Origin of the sequence: Gordonia sp. NPDC127522 (assembly GCF_042672305.1) — a bacterium.
GTDB classification, from domain to species: domain Bacteria; phylum Actinomycetota; class Actinomycetes; order Mycobacteriales; family Mycobacteriaceae; genus Gordonia; species Gordonia hongkongensis.
In genome coordinates this window covers 858,832-875,296 of the sequence record NZ_JBHXVK010000001.1, presented here as the reverse complement: position 1 = coordinate 875,296, position 16,465 = coordinate 858,832, and the positions used below count along the sequence as shown (strand labels likewise).

At 69.0% G+C, this 16,465-nt stretch carries 14 protein-coding genes; 5 read left to right on the top strand and 9 right to left on the bottom strand.

Annotated features, from left to right (window positions below; translation table 11 throughout):
* Window position 1 precedes the first annotated feature (1 nt).
* The 5 genes from ACFVHY_RS04020 to ACFVHY_RS04000 form a co-directional block, all read right to left on the bottom strand.
* A complete protein-coding gene (locus tag ACFVHY_RS04020) occupies window positions 2-1,576 on the bottom strand; it encodes a ferredoxin--NADP reductase (protein WP_390268609.1) in 1,575 nt (524 codons plus the stop codon).
* Window positions 1,573-2,418 carry an FAD:protein FMN transferase gene (locus ACFVHY_RS04015; RefSeq protein WP_390268843.1) on the bottom strand — a complete coding sequence of 282 codons (846 nt, stop codon included), beginning with the start codon at window positions 2,416-2,418 and terminating at the stop codon, window positions 1,573-1,575. Before ACFVHY_RS04015 ends, ACFVHY_RS04020 begins: the two co-directional genes overlap by 4 nt.
* Before the next feature lie 38 nt (window positions 2,419-2,456).
* Window positions 2,457-3,023, bottom strand: a complete 567-nt coding sequence (locus ACFVHY_RS04010) for an FMN-binding protein (protein WP_390268606.1) — start codon at window positions 3,021-3,023, stop codon at window positions 2,457-2,459.
* A 65-nt stretch (window positions 3,024-3,088) separates the two neighbouring features.
* Window positions 3,089-4,840, bottom strand: a complete 1,752-nt coding sequence (locus ACFVHY_RS04005; protein WP_390268603.1) for a substrate-binding domain-containing protein — start codon at window positions 4,838-4,840, stop codon at window positions 3,089-3,091.
* A 113-nt stretch (window positions 4,841-4,953) separates the two neighbouring features.
* A complete protein-coding gene (locus ACFVHY_RS04000) occupies window positions 4,954-5,391 on the bottom strand; it encodes an SRPBCC family protein (protein ID WP_058251681.1) in 438 nt (145 codons plus the stop codon).
* Between ACFVHY_RS04000 and ACFVHY_RS03995 the strand changes: the two genes are divergently transcribed.
* Window positions 5,369-5,989: a DNA-3-methyladenine glycosylase gene (locus ACFVHY_RS03995; RefSeq protein ID WP_068972049.1), complete on the top strand. Its 621-nt coding sequence runs from the start codon at window positions 5,369-5,371 to the stop codon at window positions 5,987-5,989. The two genes, ACFVHY_RS04000 and ACFVHY_RS03995, sit on opposite strands and share 23 nt — an antisense overlap.
* A 12-nt stretch (window positions 5,990-6,001) precedes the next feature.
* Here ACFVHY_RS03995 and ACFVHY_RS03990 read toward each other — a convergent pair whose 3' ends face one another.
* Genes ACFVHY_RS03990 through ACFVHY_RS03980 form a run of 3 tightly spaced genes read right to left on the bottom strand, consistent with a single transcriptional unit; the run spans window position 6,002 to window position 10,046 of the window.
* On the bottom strand, window positions 6,002-6,298 hold the full coding sequence (locus ACFVHY_RS03990) for an antitoxin (protein WP_058251574.1): 297 nt from the start codon (window positions 6,296-6,298) through the stop codon (window positions 6,002-6,004).
* Between the two features lie 53 nt (window positions 6,299-6,351).
* A complete protein-coding gene (locus ACFVHY_RS03985) occupies window positions 6,352-8,865 on the bottom strand; it encodes an HAD-IC family P-type ATPase (RefSeq protein WP_390268599.1) in 2,514 nt (837 codons plus the stop codon).
* On the bottom strand, window positions 8,862-10,046 hold the full coding sequence (locus tag ACFVHY_RS03980) for an MBL fold metallo-hydrolase (protein ID WP_390268596.1): 1,185 nt from the start codon (window positions 10,044-10,046) through the stop codon (window positions 8,862-8,864). The genes ACFVHY_RS03985 and ACFVHY_RS03980 overlap by 4 nt, the downstream gene beginning before the upstream one ends.
* A 195-nt stretch (window positions 10,047-10,241) precedes the next feature.
* Between ACFVHY_RS03980 and ACFVHY_RS03975 the strand changes: the two genes are divergently transcribed.
* Genes ACFVHY_RS03975 through ACFVHY_RS03965 form a run of 3 tightly spaced genes read left to right on the top strand, consistent with a single transcriptional unit; the run spans window position 10,242 to window position 13,454 of the window.
* Window positions 10,242-10,865 (top strand): TetR/AcrR family transcriptional regulator, encoded by a 624-nt coding sequence (locus tag ACFVHY_RS03975; protein WP_065630789.1) that lies wholly within the window; start codon window positions 10,242-10,244, stop codon window positions 10,863-10,865.
* The gene (locus ACFVHY_RS03970; protein ID WP_390268593.1) at window positions 10,849-12,135 is read left to right on the top strand and encodes an alanine racemase; all 1,287 of its coding nucleotides are present in this window, start codon (window positions 10,849-10,851) and stop codon (window positions 12,133-12,135) included. The genes ACFVHY_RS03975 and ACFVHY_RS03970 overlap by 17 nt, the downstream gene beginning before the upstream one ends.
* Window positions 12,123-13,454 (top strand): D-arabinono-1,4-lactone oxidase, encoded by a 1,332-nt coding sequence (locus tag ACFVHY_RS03965; protein ID WP_390268590.1) that lies wholly within the window; start codon window positions 12,123-12,125, stop codon window positions 13,452-13,454. The genes ACFVHY_RS03970 and ACFVHY_RS03965 overlap by 13 nt, the downstream gene beginning before the upstream one ends.
* A gap of 9 nt (window positions 13,455-13,463) precedes the next feature.
* On the opposite strand, the gene ACFVHY_RS03960 is transcribed toward ACFVHY_RS03965, so the two are convergent.
* A complete protein-coding gene (locus ACFVHY_RS03960; RefSeq protein WP_390268587.1) occupies window positions 13,464-14,846 on the bottom strand; it encodes an L-serine ammonia-lyase in 1,383 nt (460 codons plus the stop codon).
* Window positions 14,847-15,147: 301 nt separating this feature from the next.
* On the opposite strand from ACFVHY_RS03960, the gene ACFVHY_RS03955 reads away from it, so the two are divergent.
* Window positions 15,148-16,464 (top strand): aromatic ring-hydroxylating dioxygenase subunit alpha, encoded by a 1,317-nt coding sequence (locus tag ACFVHY_RS03955; RefSeq protein WP_390268584.1) that lies wholly within the window; start codon window positions 15,148-15,150, stop codon window positions 16,462-16,464.
* Window position 16,465: the final 1 nt, after the last annotated feature.

Below are 16,465 nucleotides of genomic sequence, written 5' to 3'. Positions count from 1 at the left end.
TTCAGTATCCGGAGAACGAGTCGGTGTGGACACGCCACGGCCGGGAGCGCGTCGAACCGTCGAGGCGGCGGATCGCCGCCGACGTCCGTTCGACGAACGCAGGCGTACCCGACACGTAGTAGTGGGCGCCGGCAGCGCTGGGACCGATGAGTTCGGCCAGCAGGGCGGGATCGTCGAGGCCGTCGGCGAGTTCCGGCGCCTCGACGGTCGCAATGCGCGCGTTCGCGGCCCGGGCGCTCTCCAGGTCATCGGCGTATACGGCACGCCCCTGATCTCGCAGCACGTGCACGATGATCAGGCCGGAGAGATCGTGGCCCGACTGCACCAGCTCCCGCACCATCGACACGAACGGAGTGATCCCGATCCCGGAGGCGATCAACACCACCGATCCGGTCGCCGGAAACGACCGCGGCAGCACGAAGTCCCCACCGATCTCGTCGACGTAGACCCGACGTACGCTGCCGTCGACCAGTGCTGCCTTGTAGGCCGACGGCGTCGCGGCGACGGTGAAGCCGAACTCCACCGGTTGCTGCCGGGACGCGGACACGAACGAGAAGACCCGCCGCGAACCCGACCACACCGGCGCCGACCACCGCGGCACACTGACACTCGACCACTGCCCCGCCCGGAACACCGCTGCGCCACCGACCGGTTCACCGCGCACCGCGTAGGTTCGGTCGGCCACCGGGACGGTGACGACGTCGAGCGGCACCCGGCGCGCAGTGCCCGACACCAGTCGGACGAGGAACGCGTACAGGCATCCGACGAGCAACGCCACCTCGGGCACGAACGCCAACGTGTACGCGTCGGTGATCGCAATCGTGTACTGGCAGTGCATGAGCACACCGACCAACGCCGCATACACCAGTCGGTGCAGCTCGGTGGCCGGCGACGTCAGCGGCTCGGGCAGCATGATCGCCGCCACGAACAGCATCGGACTCGACACCACCCATGTGGACAGATCCTGGCCGCCGCGTACCAGTTCGACGACCCCGATCGTGACAAGGGAGGCGCCGATGAACACCAGGGCCAGTCGCCACTCGCGGATCAACGTCACGACCACCGCACCGATCACGACCATCGGGACGAACAGCGGATCGGCGGCCACCCACCAGAACGGGAAGCTGATGCCCTCGACACCGGCGTATGCCAGCGCGTAACAGCCGATCGCACCCGCGACCGCGGGGTTGACGATCAGCCGACGACGCCATGCGAGAACATATTTCGACGCCGCGGCGATGGCGGCGCCCACCGCGACGGTGGCGACGGCGGTGTCCTCCGAGCCGCCGGGCAGGACGAAGAACAGGATCAGTCCCGTGATCAGCCACGAATCCGAGTTCGGCGGCACCCGCAGCACGCCGGCGCAGACGTAGCTCACGACCCCGCTGACCCCGACCGCGACGACCAGCCACACCGCCAATTCGTCCGGACCGTAACCGAAGTCGGCATCGGTCGCCGAGACGACGAAAGCGACTGCGGCCAGCACCACCAGCCCGCAGAGCACCGCCCGATACGGGGTCAGGTGCCGCCGGGCCGCGTCGATCGGCGAGAGCAGCTGCGGCAGAAGCGTTGTCACAGGAACAACTCCAATCCGGGGATGGCGGTGTGTTCGACACTCCCGTTGCGTCGGATGGTCACGTGATGAAAGCCCTCACGGTGATGGTCGAAATCGCCGCGCAGGAACGCCGCGGGCGTGAAGAACAGCGCCGTCGCCAAGCCGTCGGCCTCCATCGCCGACGGCGCGATCACCCAGGTCGCCAGCACCTCCCGCGCGGGCGAGGCGGTACGCGGATCGACGATGTGGTGCCAGTCGGCCCACACCCGCCGATTGCTCGCCGAGGCGCAGATCGCGCCGCCGGCAACGGACACGACGCCGATCGCCTTCGTCGTGTCCAGCGGATGCTCCAGCGCCACCCGCAGTCCGCGGGAACGCGGCGATATCGCCATGTCCCCACCTGCGTCGACCACGAAGTCGTCGACGTGGCCGCCGACGATCTCCGCCACCCGGTCGACCGCGAATCCCTTTCCGGCCGCACCCACGTCGAGCAGAGCCGGTTCGCGAATCTCCAGCGCACCGACGTGCTCACCGATCACCGCCTCCCAGGCCGGCGCCGTCGGAACCGGCGCCGACGCGCGGAGCGTGTACGCCGCGTCGTAACCGGCCTCGGCGAGCGTGCGCCCCACCAACGGCGACACCGCGCCGCCGGTGAGGCCGTACAGACGGCGGTACCAGTCGACCAGCGGCTGGTCGGAGTCGGCGATCGGGTATCGCCCCGCCTCCCTGGCCATCTGCGCGACCGTCGAATCGTCCCGGAACCGTGACCAGGCCCGGTCGATCCGGTCGATCTCGGTGTTCACCGCGTCGACGACATCGGCGGGAAGTGGTTCCGGGGTGCTGATCGTCCACCGGGTGCCGATCGCATCGAACGCCCAGTGGTGCGCGGTGCCGACGGAGGTCAGGCCTGCGCCTCCTGTTTGATCTGTTCGATCGCCTCGTTGAAACCGCCGGAGGTGGGCGACGAGCCGGACACCTTGTCGACCTCGATCTCGTCGATGTTCTTGCCCACCACGACGTCGGAGATGCCGCCGGCGAACTTGCCCTGGTACTCGAGCGACGGGCCCTTGGTCTGGCTGGTGTCCACCGACACGGCGGTGATGACCGAGTTCGACAACGTGACGGTGACCCCGACGCTCTGCGGACCACCCGGCGAGATGTACTCACCGCGGGCCGTGTACTCGCCGTCCTCGTACTCGCCGGAGCCCGCGTCGGCGGCCTCGGTGGCAGCGGAGCTGCCCGTCGCGGCGCCGGTCGTCGTGCCGGTGGCCGAGTCGTCCGACCCGGAATCCTCGGACGAGCATGCGCCAGCCACGAGTCCGACCACCGCCATCGCCGCGACCACCCCGCCGGTGCGGGCGAGGACGGACGATCCCCGCGGGCTGCGGGACGGGCGCGGAGAACGGGGGCCGGGTTCGGCGTTCGTGCTCGGGTCGAGGGTCTCGGTTGGCTCTGGGGTGTGCGTCATGCACCAATTGTGCCGATTGCGCGGCCATTAGTCCCGGCGACGGCCGCGGCGCGTTCCGAACGGTCTCAGCGTCCCGCGGCTGCGACCCTCGCCTGGATGGCGTCGACGAAGACGGTGCGGATGTCGGCCGCGTTCTCCGCGACGTAGGTGGTGCCACCCGTGGCCTCGGCGATCTGCTTCAACGCATCGGAGTCGGCGTCGTCGGAGATACCGATCGTCAGCACCAGCACCGGTCGTGCCGGATCCTCCAGGCGCTTCAGTTCGGCGAGCAGATTGTCGAGGGTGATGCTGTCCGGGTCCTCGTTCTGACCGTCGGTCATGATGATGACACTGTTGGAGTAGTTCGGGTCGTAGGTGTCCTGCACCTTCTTGAATGCCGCGAGGGTCGTGTCGTAGAGACCCGTCCCGCCCCCGAGGTCCGACAACCCCTCTTCGACGGCCCGGCCGAGCGCGTCCCGATGCGTACCGCTCCCCGAGCGGGCATCGAGGCGGCGGATCGGGGCGAGCTCCTCCCAGTCCTGTCCGGGCCCGCCCTTGTTCACGCTGAACGCCCAGCCGCCGATCATCGTGTTGTTGGGGAAGAGCTTGAGTCCGGTCTGGGAGGCGTCGATGAGCAGGCCCGCCCGGGTGGTGCCGCCGGCCGGTGTCTCCATCGAGCCGGAGGTGTCCTGGACGACCAGCGAGCGGATCGGCACACCCAGTACCTGCCACTGCCGCAATGCCTTGTCGACGGACGACGGGTCGCGCAGCTCCAGTTCCTTGACCGGCTGACCGACGCCGTTTCCGTCGGCGTCGCGGTATCCCGAGTCGGCCAGCGCTGCGCGCCCGGCATCGGTGTTCAGCGCGGTGACGAGGGCCGCCCCGGCGTCGGCGGCCGCCTGCTGGCGCGCCGCGGGAGCCGTGTTGACCAGCGGATAGTCGAGCATGACCGTGCCCGCCGCGGGGATCGTCGACGTCAACTGCGAACCCTGGTGCGTGCGCATGAACAGATCGAACTGTTGCTCGGTGGTGACCACCGGGACGCCCGAGGTGTTGGCCAGGTTCAGACGCGTGCCCTCGTTGTCGTTGGCCAGGCGCGCATTGTTCTGCTGGATGGCGAGGATGGTCATCGCCTCGGTGAAGTCCTCGTCGGCGAGCTCGCCGGAGTCGACCGCGGCGAGAGCACCGATGATCGGGGCGTCGCCGGTGCTGGTGTCCACCGGGCTGCCGGTTCGCAGATCGGGCAACTTCATGACCTCGACCCAGGTGCCCAGCTCGGGTACGTCGGTGCCGGCGACGACGGTCGGGGTCGACGCGATCGACGGCGACACCATATCGAGGTCACGACGCACCTGGGTCGTCACCCGGCGGGCCTGCACCTGCGAGTCCGCGACCCAGAGGTCCGGAGCCGCTGCACCCTGGGTGAGCAGGCCGGGCACATCCGCACCCGCGGCCGTCTGCACGTCGTAGTCGAAACACGAGTCCGCGGACGCCTGCCGCGCCACCTCGCGCAGCGGACCGGTCATCGCCGAGTCCGACGCGACGGCGACCCGGGTCCGGTCCCCGCAGCCACCCGCACCCGTCTGCCAGATGATGACGCCGGTGACCAGGGCTACGACGACCAGCAGGACCGCACCCGCCCACAGCCATCCGCCGCGGCGGCCCCCATCGGTGTTGCGGTGCTCGAAGCCGAAGTCGTCATCGCTTCCCGACCGGGCATCGTTCGACCTGCCTCTGTCCGATGAAGTCTGGGCGCGTGGCGGAACCGCCCCACCCGACCGGTCGTTCCCGTTCCACTCGTTTCCGGCGCGATCGGCGCCGGAGCTGTGACGCCCCATTGTTCTTTTCCCGTTCCCCTCGTACGGCGGCGGTCTGCAGACCCGCCTCTCGCGTGGTCGCCGCACGACACATCGACGCATCGGCGGTCGCGGCCCGCGTGTTCACGCGTGGCTCAGCCGAACACCTCGCGGAATTTCAGCAGCGACTTACGCAGATCCCCCGACACTGCCATGGCCGCGGTCTTACCCACGGGCCCGATCAGCGGCAGCCCACCCAGATCAACAGTGAAGGTTACTTCCGATCCGCTGGAAGTGGGAGCGATGCCCAGATCCAGCTTCGCCTTGACCCCGCCTTTGCCGTTGCCCTTGAGGCGGACGTGCGAGACCGGCTCGAACTTCTCGACCACCCAGTCGAAGCGGACGCGGGTGCCTTTGACCCGCACGATCGAGGAGACCTCGGTGCCCTTGCGAAGGTCGGCGGACGCTGGGATCGGGCTGCGCCACGTCTCGTGGATCACCAGCCATTCGCTGTACCGCGAGAGATCCGATGCCGCGGCCCAGGTATCTTCCGGTGACAGATCAACGCCGATGGAGTCACTCGTCTTCGCCATGACCCAAGAGAGTAGTGCCCCCGCCTCCGCCGCCGAACAGGCACGTTCGCTGCTGGGCTCGCGGGTGACCGGGCACGGGGTGACGATCCGGCTGACCGAGGTCGAGGCGTACGCCGGTCCCGACGACCCGGCGTCGCATGCCTACACCCGAACCGCCCGCTCGGAGATCATGTACGGGCCCCCGGGACGGTTGTACGTCTATCGCATCCACGGCCACCATTGCGCGAACGTCGTCGTCGCCGGGCCGGGACCCGCTGCGGCGGTGTTGCTGCGCGCGGGCGCGGTGGTCGACGGCGTCGACCTCGCACGCGCCCGGCGCGGTGCGACGCGCTCGGGGCCGGTCCCCGACGCCAAGCTCGCCAGCGGGCCGGGCAACCTGTGCCGCGCCCTCGGGATCACGATGGCCGACCTCGACACCGATCTCGCCGACCCGTCGACCCCGGTCACCCTCGACCCCGGGGCACCGCTTCCGGGGGAACGCGTCGTCGCGGGGCCTCGGGTCGGGGTCCGCCGCGCTGCCGACCTGGCGTGGCGGTTCTGGATCGACGCCGAACCCACGGTGTCGGCGTATCGCCGACATCCGCGGGCGCAGCTCTGAGAACTACTCGGACTACCGCTGCGGGTGCTGCGGCTGCTGGGGGTTCTGCGGCCGGGGATTCTGGGGCTGCGGGCTCTGCTGACCCGGTAGCGGCTCCCCGGGATTGGTGGGATTGGTCGGCGGAGTCTGCCCCGGGTTTCCCTGTCCCGGCGCGCCGACGGCCTTGCGCACGGCATCCTGCGCCTTGTCCACCTGACCCGAGTACTTGTTCTTGGTGACCTTGTCGATGGCGTCGCCGCCCTTCTCGATCAGGCTCGGGTTCTTCTGCAGCGTGGCCCTGGCCTTGTTGACGAGTCCCTTGAGATCCATGACGTCTCCTCTGATCGACGTGCCGGACACCTTCCGGCCACTTGCCGCAGATTCTATCGGTCCGACATGAGCGCCCCGCTGACCTGCGCTTCGTCCGCGTGCTGGTCGTTGTCATGCGCGGCAATCCATCGGGGAGCCACCCGCGAGACGACCTCGACGCAGGCGATGCCGACCGCCGCCGAGAGCAGGGCCACCGTGTTCATCCCCCAGTTCGACGAGTCGAGCCGGAACAGGTCCTGGGTGAACGGCCACGCGAAGATCAGCACGTACGCCCCGGCCGAGACGGCGAGCAGGACGACCTTCCACCAGTTGTACGGACGGGCGACCACGGCGAGGACGTAGACCGCGATCGCGATCAGCGTCATCAACGCCGCGGTGGCGGCCTGCGTCTGAGGCTGCGAGAGTTCGACGGCGTCACCACCCACCTCGACGCCGGCGCCCCCGGGGTTGACGATCAGGTAGGTCACGAAGGTGCACAGGCCGACGATGATGCCGTTGGGCACCGCGCTGAGCAGCACCCGGCGCACGAAACCGCGGCGTGCGCGCTCGTTGTTGGGGGCCAGCGACAGGACGAACGCCGGGATGCCGATGGTGAACCAGGCCGAGATCGTCACGTGGATCGGCTGGAACGGATAGCTGAGCGGATCGGACCCGAACATCGCCCCGAGGAGACCGCCGAGGCCGACGAACAGCGCGAGCAGCACCGCATACACGGTCTTGGTGAGGAACAGGTTGGAGACGCGCTCGATGTTGCCGATGACGCGCCGGCCCTCGCCGACCACATAGGGAAGGGTGGCGAACTTGTTGTCCAGCAACACGATCTGCGCCACCGACCGGGCGGCGGAGCTGCCCGAGCCCATCGCCACGCCGATGTCGGCGTCCTTGAGCGCGAGGACGTCGTTGACGCCGTCACCGGTCATCGCGACCGTGTTGTCCCGCGACTGCAGTGCCTTCACCATCGCGCGCTTCTGGTCGGGCCGCACGCGCCCGAAGGTGACGCCGCGTTCGACGACGTCGGCGAGTTCGCCTGTCTCGGCGGGCAACTCGCGCGCGTCGACCGAGGACTCGGCCGATCCGAGGCCCAGCGACGCGGCGACCGCCCCCACCGACCGGGCGTTGTCCCCGGAGATGACCTTCACCGCGACATGTTGCTGTCCGAAGTAGTCGATCGTGTCGCGCGCATCGGGCCGGACCCGCTGTTCGAGCACCACGAGTGCGACCGGGGAGACGGTTCCCGGAGCGACCTGACCCGGCGCGGGTTCGGTGTCCACGGGCACGTCGGTGCAGGCCAGCAGCAGCACGCGGAGTCCGGTGGCGCCGATGTCGGAGGCGAGGCGGGCTGTCTCGCCCTCCGGGTCCAGCAGGACGTCGGGCGCACCGATGAGCCAGTGACCGTCGTCGATGCCGGCGGTCGGGCCGGACCCGCTCCCGCGGAACGACATCCCGCTCCACTTGGTCGCCGAGGTGAACGGTTTGATGGCCGCCACCGACCAGTCGGGTGGGATCGGATGTGCCTCGGCGATCGCGATCATACTGGCGTTGGGCCGCGGATCGTGGGCGGCGAGCGCGGCCAGCACCTGTCCCGCGGTCTCGGCGGGCACCGTCCCGAGGGAACGCACCTCGGCCAGCCGCATCCCGTTCTCGGTCAGGGTGCCGGTCTTGTCCGCACAGACCACATTGACGCGCGCGAGCCCTTCGATGGCCGGGAGTTCGTTCACCAGACACTGCCGCTGACCTAGCCGCACCACACCCACCGCGAAAGCGATCGAGGTCATCAGGACGAGCCCCTCGGGCACCATCGGCACAAGCGCGGCGACCATGCCGAGCAGGGACCGCCGCAACCCGTTGTCGCTGACGAAGAGTTGGTTGACGATGGTCAGGACACCGGCCGGGATCAGCAACCAGGTGATCACCCGCAGGATCTGATCGATGCCGGAGCGCAACTCGGAGGAGACCAGCGTGAACTTCGACGCCTCGGCCGCGAGCTGGGCCGCGTAGGCATCGGCGCCGACCTTGGTGGCGCGGTACGCGCCACCGCCGGCGACCACGAAGCTGCCCGACAGCACCGCGTCTCCCGGGTCCTTGTCGATCGGGTCGGCCTCGCCGGTGAGCAGTGACTCGTCGACGTCGAGCGCGATGGCCTCGACGACCTCGCCGTCGACGACGATCTGATCGCCGGTACCGATCTCGATGATGTCGTCGAGCACCACCTCGTCCGGCGGTACCTCGGTGACCTCGCCATCGCGCCGGACCCGGGGTCGGGTCTGGCCGACGATCGCGAGCTTGTCGAGCGTCCGCTTGGCCCGGACCTCCTGGATGATGCCGATCCCGGAATTGGCGATGATCAGCAGTCCGAACAGACCGTTGATGAGCGATCCGGTGAACACGACGATCGCGAACAGCACCCCGAGGATCGCGTTGATCCGGGTGAAGACATTCGCGCGGACGATGTCGGCCACACTGCGGCCGGACCGGTCGGGCAGCGCGTTGACCTGGCCGGCCGCGACCCGCTGCGCCACCTCGGCCGCGGTCAGGCCGGCGTCCGCGATCTCCGTCGGCGAGCTCACGCCGAAGCCTCCCACCAATTGGGTTGTGCCACACCGCTGCCGGTCCGCGTCATCAGGTCGATCGAACCGCCCGGTTGCGGCACCAGGATCGTCGGCTTGTCCGGCCCGGCGTCCGCCTGTAGCCGCGCGATGGGCTCCCCCCAGGGATGGCGCGCGAGGTTGAACGTGCCCCAGTGGATCGGGATGAAGACCGAGTCGGATCCCGTACCGGGCGAGACCATCCGGTGGATCGACAGGGCCTCCTCGGGGTTCACGTGGATGTCCGGCCACATCACGTCGTAGGCTCCGACGGCGATGAGGGTGAGGTCGAACGGGCCGAGTCGGTCGCCGACATCGGCGAAGCGCTCGCTGTGGCCGGTGTCCCCGGAGAAGAAGACCTTGTGCTCCCGTCCGGTGATCGCCCAGCTGCCCCACTGGGTGAGGTTCCGCTCCAGCCACCGGCCCGAGAAGTGCCGCGCCGGACCGCAGGTGAACCGCAGCTCGCCCGCGCCGGTCGGCACCACCACCTCATCCCACCAATCCGCCTGCCGGATGCGATCTTCCGCGATCCCCCAGGAGGCCAGGTGCGCGCCGACCCCGATCGTCGTGACGAACACCGCGTCGGGCTGGGTGTCGGCGATCGTGACGACGGTGTCCATGTCGAGATGGTCGTAGTGGTCGTGACTGATCAGGACGACGTCGAGTGGCGGCAACTGTGACGGCGCCAGTGGGGCGGAGTGCATGCGTCCGGGCCCGACGAGTTGGCTGGGCGAGCAGCGGCGGCTGAGGACCGGATCGGTGATGACCCGCGCGCCGTCGATGTCGACGACGGCGGTGGCGTGGCCGAGCCAGGTGACGGCGAGGTCGCCGGGGGCATCGAAGCGTGGGACCGTCACCATGACCGGTCGGCGCGGCCGGCCGGGCCGCCGGGCCATGTCGGTGAGGACCTGCAGGCTCGGATCGGCGATCGACGGGGGTTCCGGGTTGACGAAGGCGCCGTTCCGCAGATGCGGGCTCCGCCGCACGTGCGGCGCTATCTGGTCGCGGGAGGCGCCCAGCGCGCGGGCGGGACCGAGTCCCTCGGCGGCGAGCCGCGCCACGACGGCGTCGGCCACCGCCACTCCCGCCGAACCCGCACGCGCGAGGACGTCGCGGCGCAGGTCGTTGGTGCCTTTTCTACCGGTCGTGGAGGTCACGTTCACACAGTAGTGCGTTCGGTGGCGTCACCCCGGGCAGACGGCGGTCGCGCCGTGCGGTGCACGCCTCCCGAGTGTCCCCGGTGTGATCTGCGATTTCTTCCGGGTGAACGGCATTGTGCGCCTCACCGGCACTGATAGGCTGCGGCGAGATTGTCCACCCGAGCATGCGCCGGCGCATGTGGTCAGGAAGATACCGCAGTGGCACGGATGTCCGTCGACCAACGTCGAAGCGCGCTTCTCGAATCGGCGTACCGTGTGATCGCCGACCATGGGGTCGAGGGCGCGACCACGCGTCGCATCTGCGCCCACGCCGGCATGCCGCTCGCAAGTTTCCACTATGCCTTCGAGAGTCGCACCGCACTGTTGTGCGCGGTCATGGAGACGGCGGTCCCCACCGACATCGAGCGCATGCTGCACGCGGTGCTGCCCGCCGCCGACTACGGACCCGAGCCGGGCGTGGAGACGATGCGGTCGAGCATGGTGAGCCAGTTCCACGCGTTCTACGACCTGCTCAAAGCCGATCCCGGCCGGATGCAGGCGACCATCGCGCTCGGCATCTATGCGCACAATCACCCGGAGCTGCAGCAGGTCGGCAAGCACATGTACGAGCAGCTCTACCGGGTGGCCTCGGCCGGGCTGCGGTCGATGGCCGACCTGACGCCCATGGAGTGGACCACGCCGGTCGAGGACCTCGGTCCGCTGATCATCGCGGCGACGAACTCGATCACACTCGTCTACCTCAGCACCGCCGACGACAAGGTCGTCGACGCGATCATCCGCTCGATCACCGATCAGCTCATGACCCATGTCAGCTTCGGGTGAAGCGCCCGAAGCGGCACCGGTGACGCCGACGCCCGCGCCGTGGCTGAGTGATCCCGAATCCTATTGGGCGGCAATTGATCAAGCGGTCGCCGATGCGGGACTCGACGCACCGGTCCTCGCACTCGACCGGGCCGCCCTGGAGCACAACGTCGCCGATCTCACCCGTCGGTCGGCGGGTGTCCCGATCCGCCTGGCCACGAAATCCGTCCGTGTCCGCTCGGTCATCGACGACATCACCGCGCGCGCCGGTTTCGCGGGGGTGCTCGCCTACGACGTGGCCGAGGCACACTGGCTCGCCACGACCTCGGGGATCGACGACGTGCTGATGGGATACCCCAGTGTGCGGCGGGATGCGCTGGCGGCCTTGGCCGCCGACGAGGTCGCGACCCGTCGGGTGAGCGTGCTCGTCGATTCCGTCGACCAACTCGACCTCATCGACGCCGTCGTGCCTCCGTCCGCCCGGCCGCCGATCCGCGTCGCGATCGACCTCGACGCGTCGTACCGCCTACTGGGCGGGCGGGTGCACATCGGGGTTCGCCGCTCGCCGGTGCACTCCCGTCGTGACGCACTGGAGCTGGCACAAATCATCGTGGCACGTCCCGGCTTCGATCTCGTCGGGGTCATGTCCTACGAGGCGCAGGTGGCCGGGGTGGCCGATGCGGCGCCCGGTAAGGCGTTGGCCAACCGGGCGATTCGCGCGATGCAGCGACGTTCGATGGCCGAGTTGCGCCGTCGCCGCGGCAAGGTGATCGACGACGTGCGCCGGATCGCCGACCTGGAGTTCGTCAACGGAGGCGGCACCGGTTCCCTGGAGGAGACCGCGCGCGACCGCTCGGTCACCGACATCGCCGCGGGCAGCGGTCTGTTCGGCGGCCATCTGTTCGACGGGTACGCGCGGTTCCGTCCCGCCCCCGCGCTGTCCTTCGGTCTCGACGTCGTCCGCCGCCCGGCGCCCGGCGTCGTGACCTGCGCGGGCGGCGGTTGGATCGCGTCCGGCCCGCCCGCTGCCGACCGGTTGCCCAAACCCGTGTGGCCGCACGGACTCACCTACGTCGGTACCGAGGCCGCCGGCGAGGTGCAGACCCCACTGCGAGGTACGGTCGCGGACGAGATCGCCGTCGGGAGTCGGGTGTGGTTCCGGCACACCAAGTCCGGCGAGGTGTGCGAACGAGCGCGCGAGGTCGCGATCATCGGCCGCGACGACGCCGGGCACGCGGTGGTCGATGAGGTCGTACCGACCTACCGAGGAGAGGGCAGGTGCTTCCTGTGAGCAGGACCGCTGCGCGTTCGGCGCCCGGCTGGCGGAACTGGGGCGGCACCGCGGCCTGCACGCCGAACCAGGTGCTGCACCCGGCGAGTGCCGCCGAGATCGCCGACATCGTCCGGGAGACGGCCGCTCGCGGCGGCACGGTGAAGACCGTCGGCGCGGGACACAGCTTCTCCCCCATCGCCGTGGCCGACGACGTGCAACTCGACCTGTCGCGCCTGCGTGGTCTGGTCGCGGTCGACGGCCACCGAGTGACCGTGCGCGCCGGCACACACCTGCACGAGATCCCGGGGATCCTGGCACCTTTCGGACTCGCGATGACCAATCTCGGCGACATCGATCGTCAGACGATCGCCGGCGCCACCTCGACCGGAACCCACGGCACCGGGCTCGCCTTCGGCGGCATCAGCACCCAGATCGTCGGCGCGACCATCGTCACCGGCTCCGGCGAGATAGTCACCGTGACCGCCGACGACGCCGACATGCAGGCCGTCGCACTCGGCCTCGGCGCGCTCGGGGTCGTTGTGGAACTGACCATCGACTGTGTCGACGAGTTCCGGCTGCACGCGGTCGAGGGTCCCGAGACGGCCGATGCGGCGATCGCCGCCTTCCACGAGCGCGTCGCGACCACCGACCACCACGAGTTCTACCTGTTCCCGCACACCAATTGCGCTCTGGTGAAGACGAACACGCGGGTCGGTCCCGACGCCCCGGTCACCGGGCCGTCGCGCGTCAAGCGCTACATCGACGACGAACTGTTGAGCAACAAGGCCCTTCGTCTGCTGTGCGAGATCGGTGCGCGCGCGCCGCGTTTGGTGCCGACGATCAACGGGGTCACCGGTCGCGCGCTCTCCGCACGAGAGTTCACCGACTCCTCCACCGGGGTCTTCGTCTCCGACCGCGACGTCCGGTTCCGCGAGATGGAGTACGCCGTCGACCTCGATGCCGTGCCGGAGGCGCTGCGCGAGATCCGCGCCCTCCTCGACCGGCGCGACCACCTCGTCAGCTTCCCCATCGAGGTCCGCGCCGCCGCGGCCGATGACCTCATGCTCTCCACCGCCTCCGGACGCACCAGCGGTTACATCGCCGTACACCGTTATCACCGCGACGATCCCGCCGACTCCGATGCCTACTTCGCCGACGTCGAAGCCATCCTCACCGGTCTCGGCGGCCGGCCCCACTGGGGCAAGATGCACACCCGAGACGCCGAGTATCTACGCGGCGTCTATCCACGGTTCGACGAATTCCGTTCCGTCCGGGACCGATACGACCCGTCCCGCGTGTTCGCCAACGACTACCTGCGGCGGGTGCTGGGCGACTAGCGTCCGGCTTCAGCACTCCACCACGCTGAGCGGCACGTGGACGGCCAGCCCACCCGTCGCCGTCTCCTTGTACTTGGCGTTCATGTCGCGGCCGGTCGATTTCATCGTGGCGATCACCTGGTCGAGACTCACGTAGTGAGTGCCGTTGCCGCGCAGGGCCATGCGTGCGGCGTTGATCGCCTTACCGGCCGAGATGGCGTTGCGCTCGATACACGGGATCTGCACGAGACCGCCGATCGGGTCGCAGGTCAGCCCGAGGCTGTGTTCCATCGCGATCTCGGCGGCGTTCTCCACCTGCGCGGGCGCTCCGCCCAGGATCTCGGCCAGCGCACCGGCGGCCATCGCCGCCGCGGAACCCACCTCGCCCTGGCAACCCACGTCGGCACCCGAGATCGACGCCCCCGATTTGATGAGCCCGCCGATCGCACCCGCGGTCAACAGGAACCGGACGGTCACGTCGTCGGGATTCGCCCGCCCGGCAGGCGTGTACCGGCGGGCATAGTGTAGAACGGCGGGGACGATCCCGGCGGCCCCGTTGGTGGGTGCGGTCACCACTCGTCCACCGGCGGCGTTCTCCTCGTTCACCGCAAGGGCGACCAGGTTGACCCAGTCTTCGGCGTGGGCCATCGACCGCAACGGGTCCTCGGCCATCAGGTCGTCGCGCCACTGCTTGGCCCTACGACGGACGCGCAGGCCGCCGGGCAGCTCACCGTCTGTGGTGACACCGTGCCGGACACAGGACTCCATCACCGACCAGATGCGCAACAATCCGGCGCGCACATCTTCGGTCGTCCGGGTGGCTGGTTCGTTCATCAGCACGACGTCGGAAATCGAGGCGTCGACGTCCGCACATACTGCCAGCAACTCCGCCGCCGAGCCGTAGCCGAATGGTATGTCCGTACCAACCGACGGATTGTCGGACTCGTCGTCGGTCACGACGAAACCGCCGCCGACCGAGTAATACCGTTCAGCAGGCAGTCGCGCACCGCCCCGGGTGGATGCCCGTAGTTCCATCGCGTTCGGGTGCCGCGGACGGATGACCCGCGGATGGCAACCGATGTCGTTCGCGCTGAACGGCAACTCGACCAGCCCGCCGAGTCGAATTCGCCCGGTGCGTTCCATGTCGGCGATCCGCGCCGCCTTCGTCTCGGAGCTGATGCTCTCGGGCTCGTGGCCCTCCAGACCCAGCAGCACCGCGGTCAGCGTGCCGTGTCCCGCTCCGGTGGCGGCCAGTGATCCGTAGAGGTCGACCTCGAGACGCGTCACCTCGAGGAGGTCTCCCGTCCGCGCGAGGCCGGCCACGAATCGCTGGGCGGCACGCATCGGCCCGACGGTGTGCGAACTCGACCGTCCGACGCCGACGGAGAACAGTTCGAAGACGCTGACGGTCATGATGCGACCCCTGTCGGGTAGAGCGGCCGAGCCTGGCTCGCGACGGTCCCTCGACGCCTGTGTGGCTCGTGGAGAAACGGTCGCACGTCCCGCTTGACACCGCAAGACCCGAGACGCACACTTGTTGCATAGCATGCGCGTCGTTGCGTATGACGCAACAAATCAACACTCCCCCAGCTTGGCCCGGCCGAATCCACGTGCCGTCCGACTGTCTCGAGATCGACTGCAATGCAGTTGATCTCGATGTAACCGCCATCCCGACAGATCCGTCACCGACCGTGCAGAGAGGCCCGCACTGCTGATGACTGCACCATTCGTCGCGCATGCCGCCACCAGGGCACCGGAAACCGGCACCCGCGCTCTGATCGCCGACCGCCGCGCAGGCGAGAGCCTGCCGGCCGCGTTCTATGTGAGCCGGGAGTTCTTCGACCTCGATGTCGACGAAATCTTCTCTCGGTCATGGCTTTTCGTGGCCACCGAAGCCGAGATCGCCGAGCCCGGCGACTACGTCACCATAACCTTCTCGACCCGGTCGGTCATCGTCGTCCGAGACGACGACGGCCGGGTCCGGGCCCACCACAACGTGTGCCGGCATCGAGGGGCCCGCCTGCTCACCGAGCCCAGCGGTTCGACCGGGACCCTGGTGTGCACCTACCACTCGTGGACCTACGGGATGGACGGGCGCCTCGAGTTCGCCGATGACCAGGCGCCCGGCTTCGACAAGTCCTGTTACTCGCTGCGCTCGGTACACGTCCGCACGATCGGCGGCCTGGTGTTCATCTGCCTGGCCGACGACCCGCCGGCCGACATCGACGAGGTCGCCGCCGTCGTCGAGCCCTATCTGACGCCGCACCGTCTCGCCGAGGCCAAGGTGGCCAAACAGGTCGACATCGTCGAAGACGGCAACTGGAAACTGACGATGGAGAACAACCGCGAGTGCTACCACTGCGGTGGCCATCCGGAACTCCTCAACGTGTTCTTCCCGACCTGGGGATACAGCGACACCGACGCCATCCCCAGCCGGCTGGCGCCGGCGTTCGACCGGTTCCACCGCGCCACCGCGGAACAGACCGAGATCTGGGACCGCCATGGCCTACCCCACACCCGGGTCGTCCAACTCGACACGCGCGCAACCGGATTCCACATCGAGCGCGACGCACTCGACCTCGCCGGCGAGTCGTTCACCCTCGACGGCTCCGCGGCCTGCGGCCGCCTCCTCACCGACATCCCCGACGCGCGACTCGGCCGGCTGTCGATGCACCTGCAGCCCAACATGTGGCTGCACGTGACGAGCGACCACGCCGTGCTCTTCGCGGTCATCCCGGTCTCCGCCGATCAGACCCTGGTGCGCACCACCTGGCTCGTCCATCGTGACGCCGTGGAGGGCGTCGACTATGACCTCGACCAGCTCACCGGGGTGTGGGAGACGACGAATCAGCAGGACGCCGACCTCGTTGCGCTCGCGCACAGCGGCATCAGCGATCCCGCTTACGTTCCCGGCCCTTACAGTACGTCGGAGATCCAGGTCGAGGCCTTCGTCAACTGGTACGTCACAATGCTGCGCCACCGGCTCGACATCCCGGCCGCCGACGGCTCTTCCGGCGCGGCGGGAGCCTGAG

What these genes read in the sequence shown, in the direction of transcription:
- ACFVHY_RS04010 (WP_390268606.1), bottom strand. Translation starts at nt 3,023, where the DNA reads ATGACGCACACCCCAGAGCCAACCGAGACCCTCGACCCGAGCACGAAC.
- ACFVHY_RS04005 (WP_390268603.1), bottom strand. Translation starts at nt 4,840, where the DNA reads ATGGGGCGTCACAGCTCCGGCGCCGATCGCGCCGGAAACGAGTGGAAC.
- ACFVHY_RS03995 (WP_068972049.1), top strand. Translation starts at nt 5,369, where the DNA reads ATGGAGTCACTCGTCTTCGCCATGACCCAAGAGAGTAGTGCCCCCGCC.
- ACFVHY_RS03955 (WP_390268584.1), top strand. Translation starts at nt 15,148, where the DNA reads ATGACTGCACCATTCGTCGCGCATGCCGCCACCAGGGCACCGGAAACC.
- ACFVHY_RS03990 (WP_058251574.1), bottom strand. Translation starts at nt 6,298, where the DNA reads ATGGATCTCAAGGGACTCGTCAACAAGGCCAGGGCCACGCTGCAGAAG.
- ACFVHY_RS04000 (WP_058251681.1), bottom strand. Translation starts at nt 5,391, where the DNA reads ATGGCGAAGACGAGTGACTCCATCGGCGTTGATCTGTCACCGGAAGAT.
- ACFVHY_RS03970 (WP_390268593.1), top strand. Translation starts at nt 10,849, where the DNA reads ATGTCAGCTTCGGGTGAAGCGCCCGAAGCGGCACCGGTGACGCCGACG.
- ACFVHY_RS03960 (WP_390268587.1), bottom strand. Translation starts at nt 14,846, where the DNA reads ATGACCGTCAGCGTCTTCGAACTGTTCTCCGTCGGCGTCGGACGGTCG.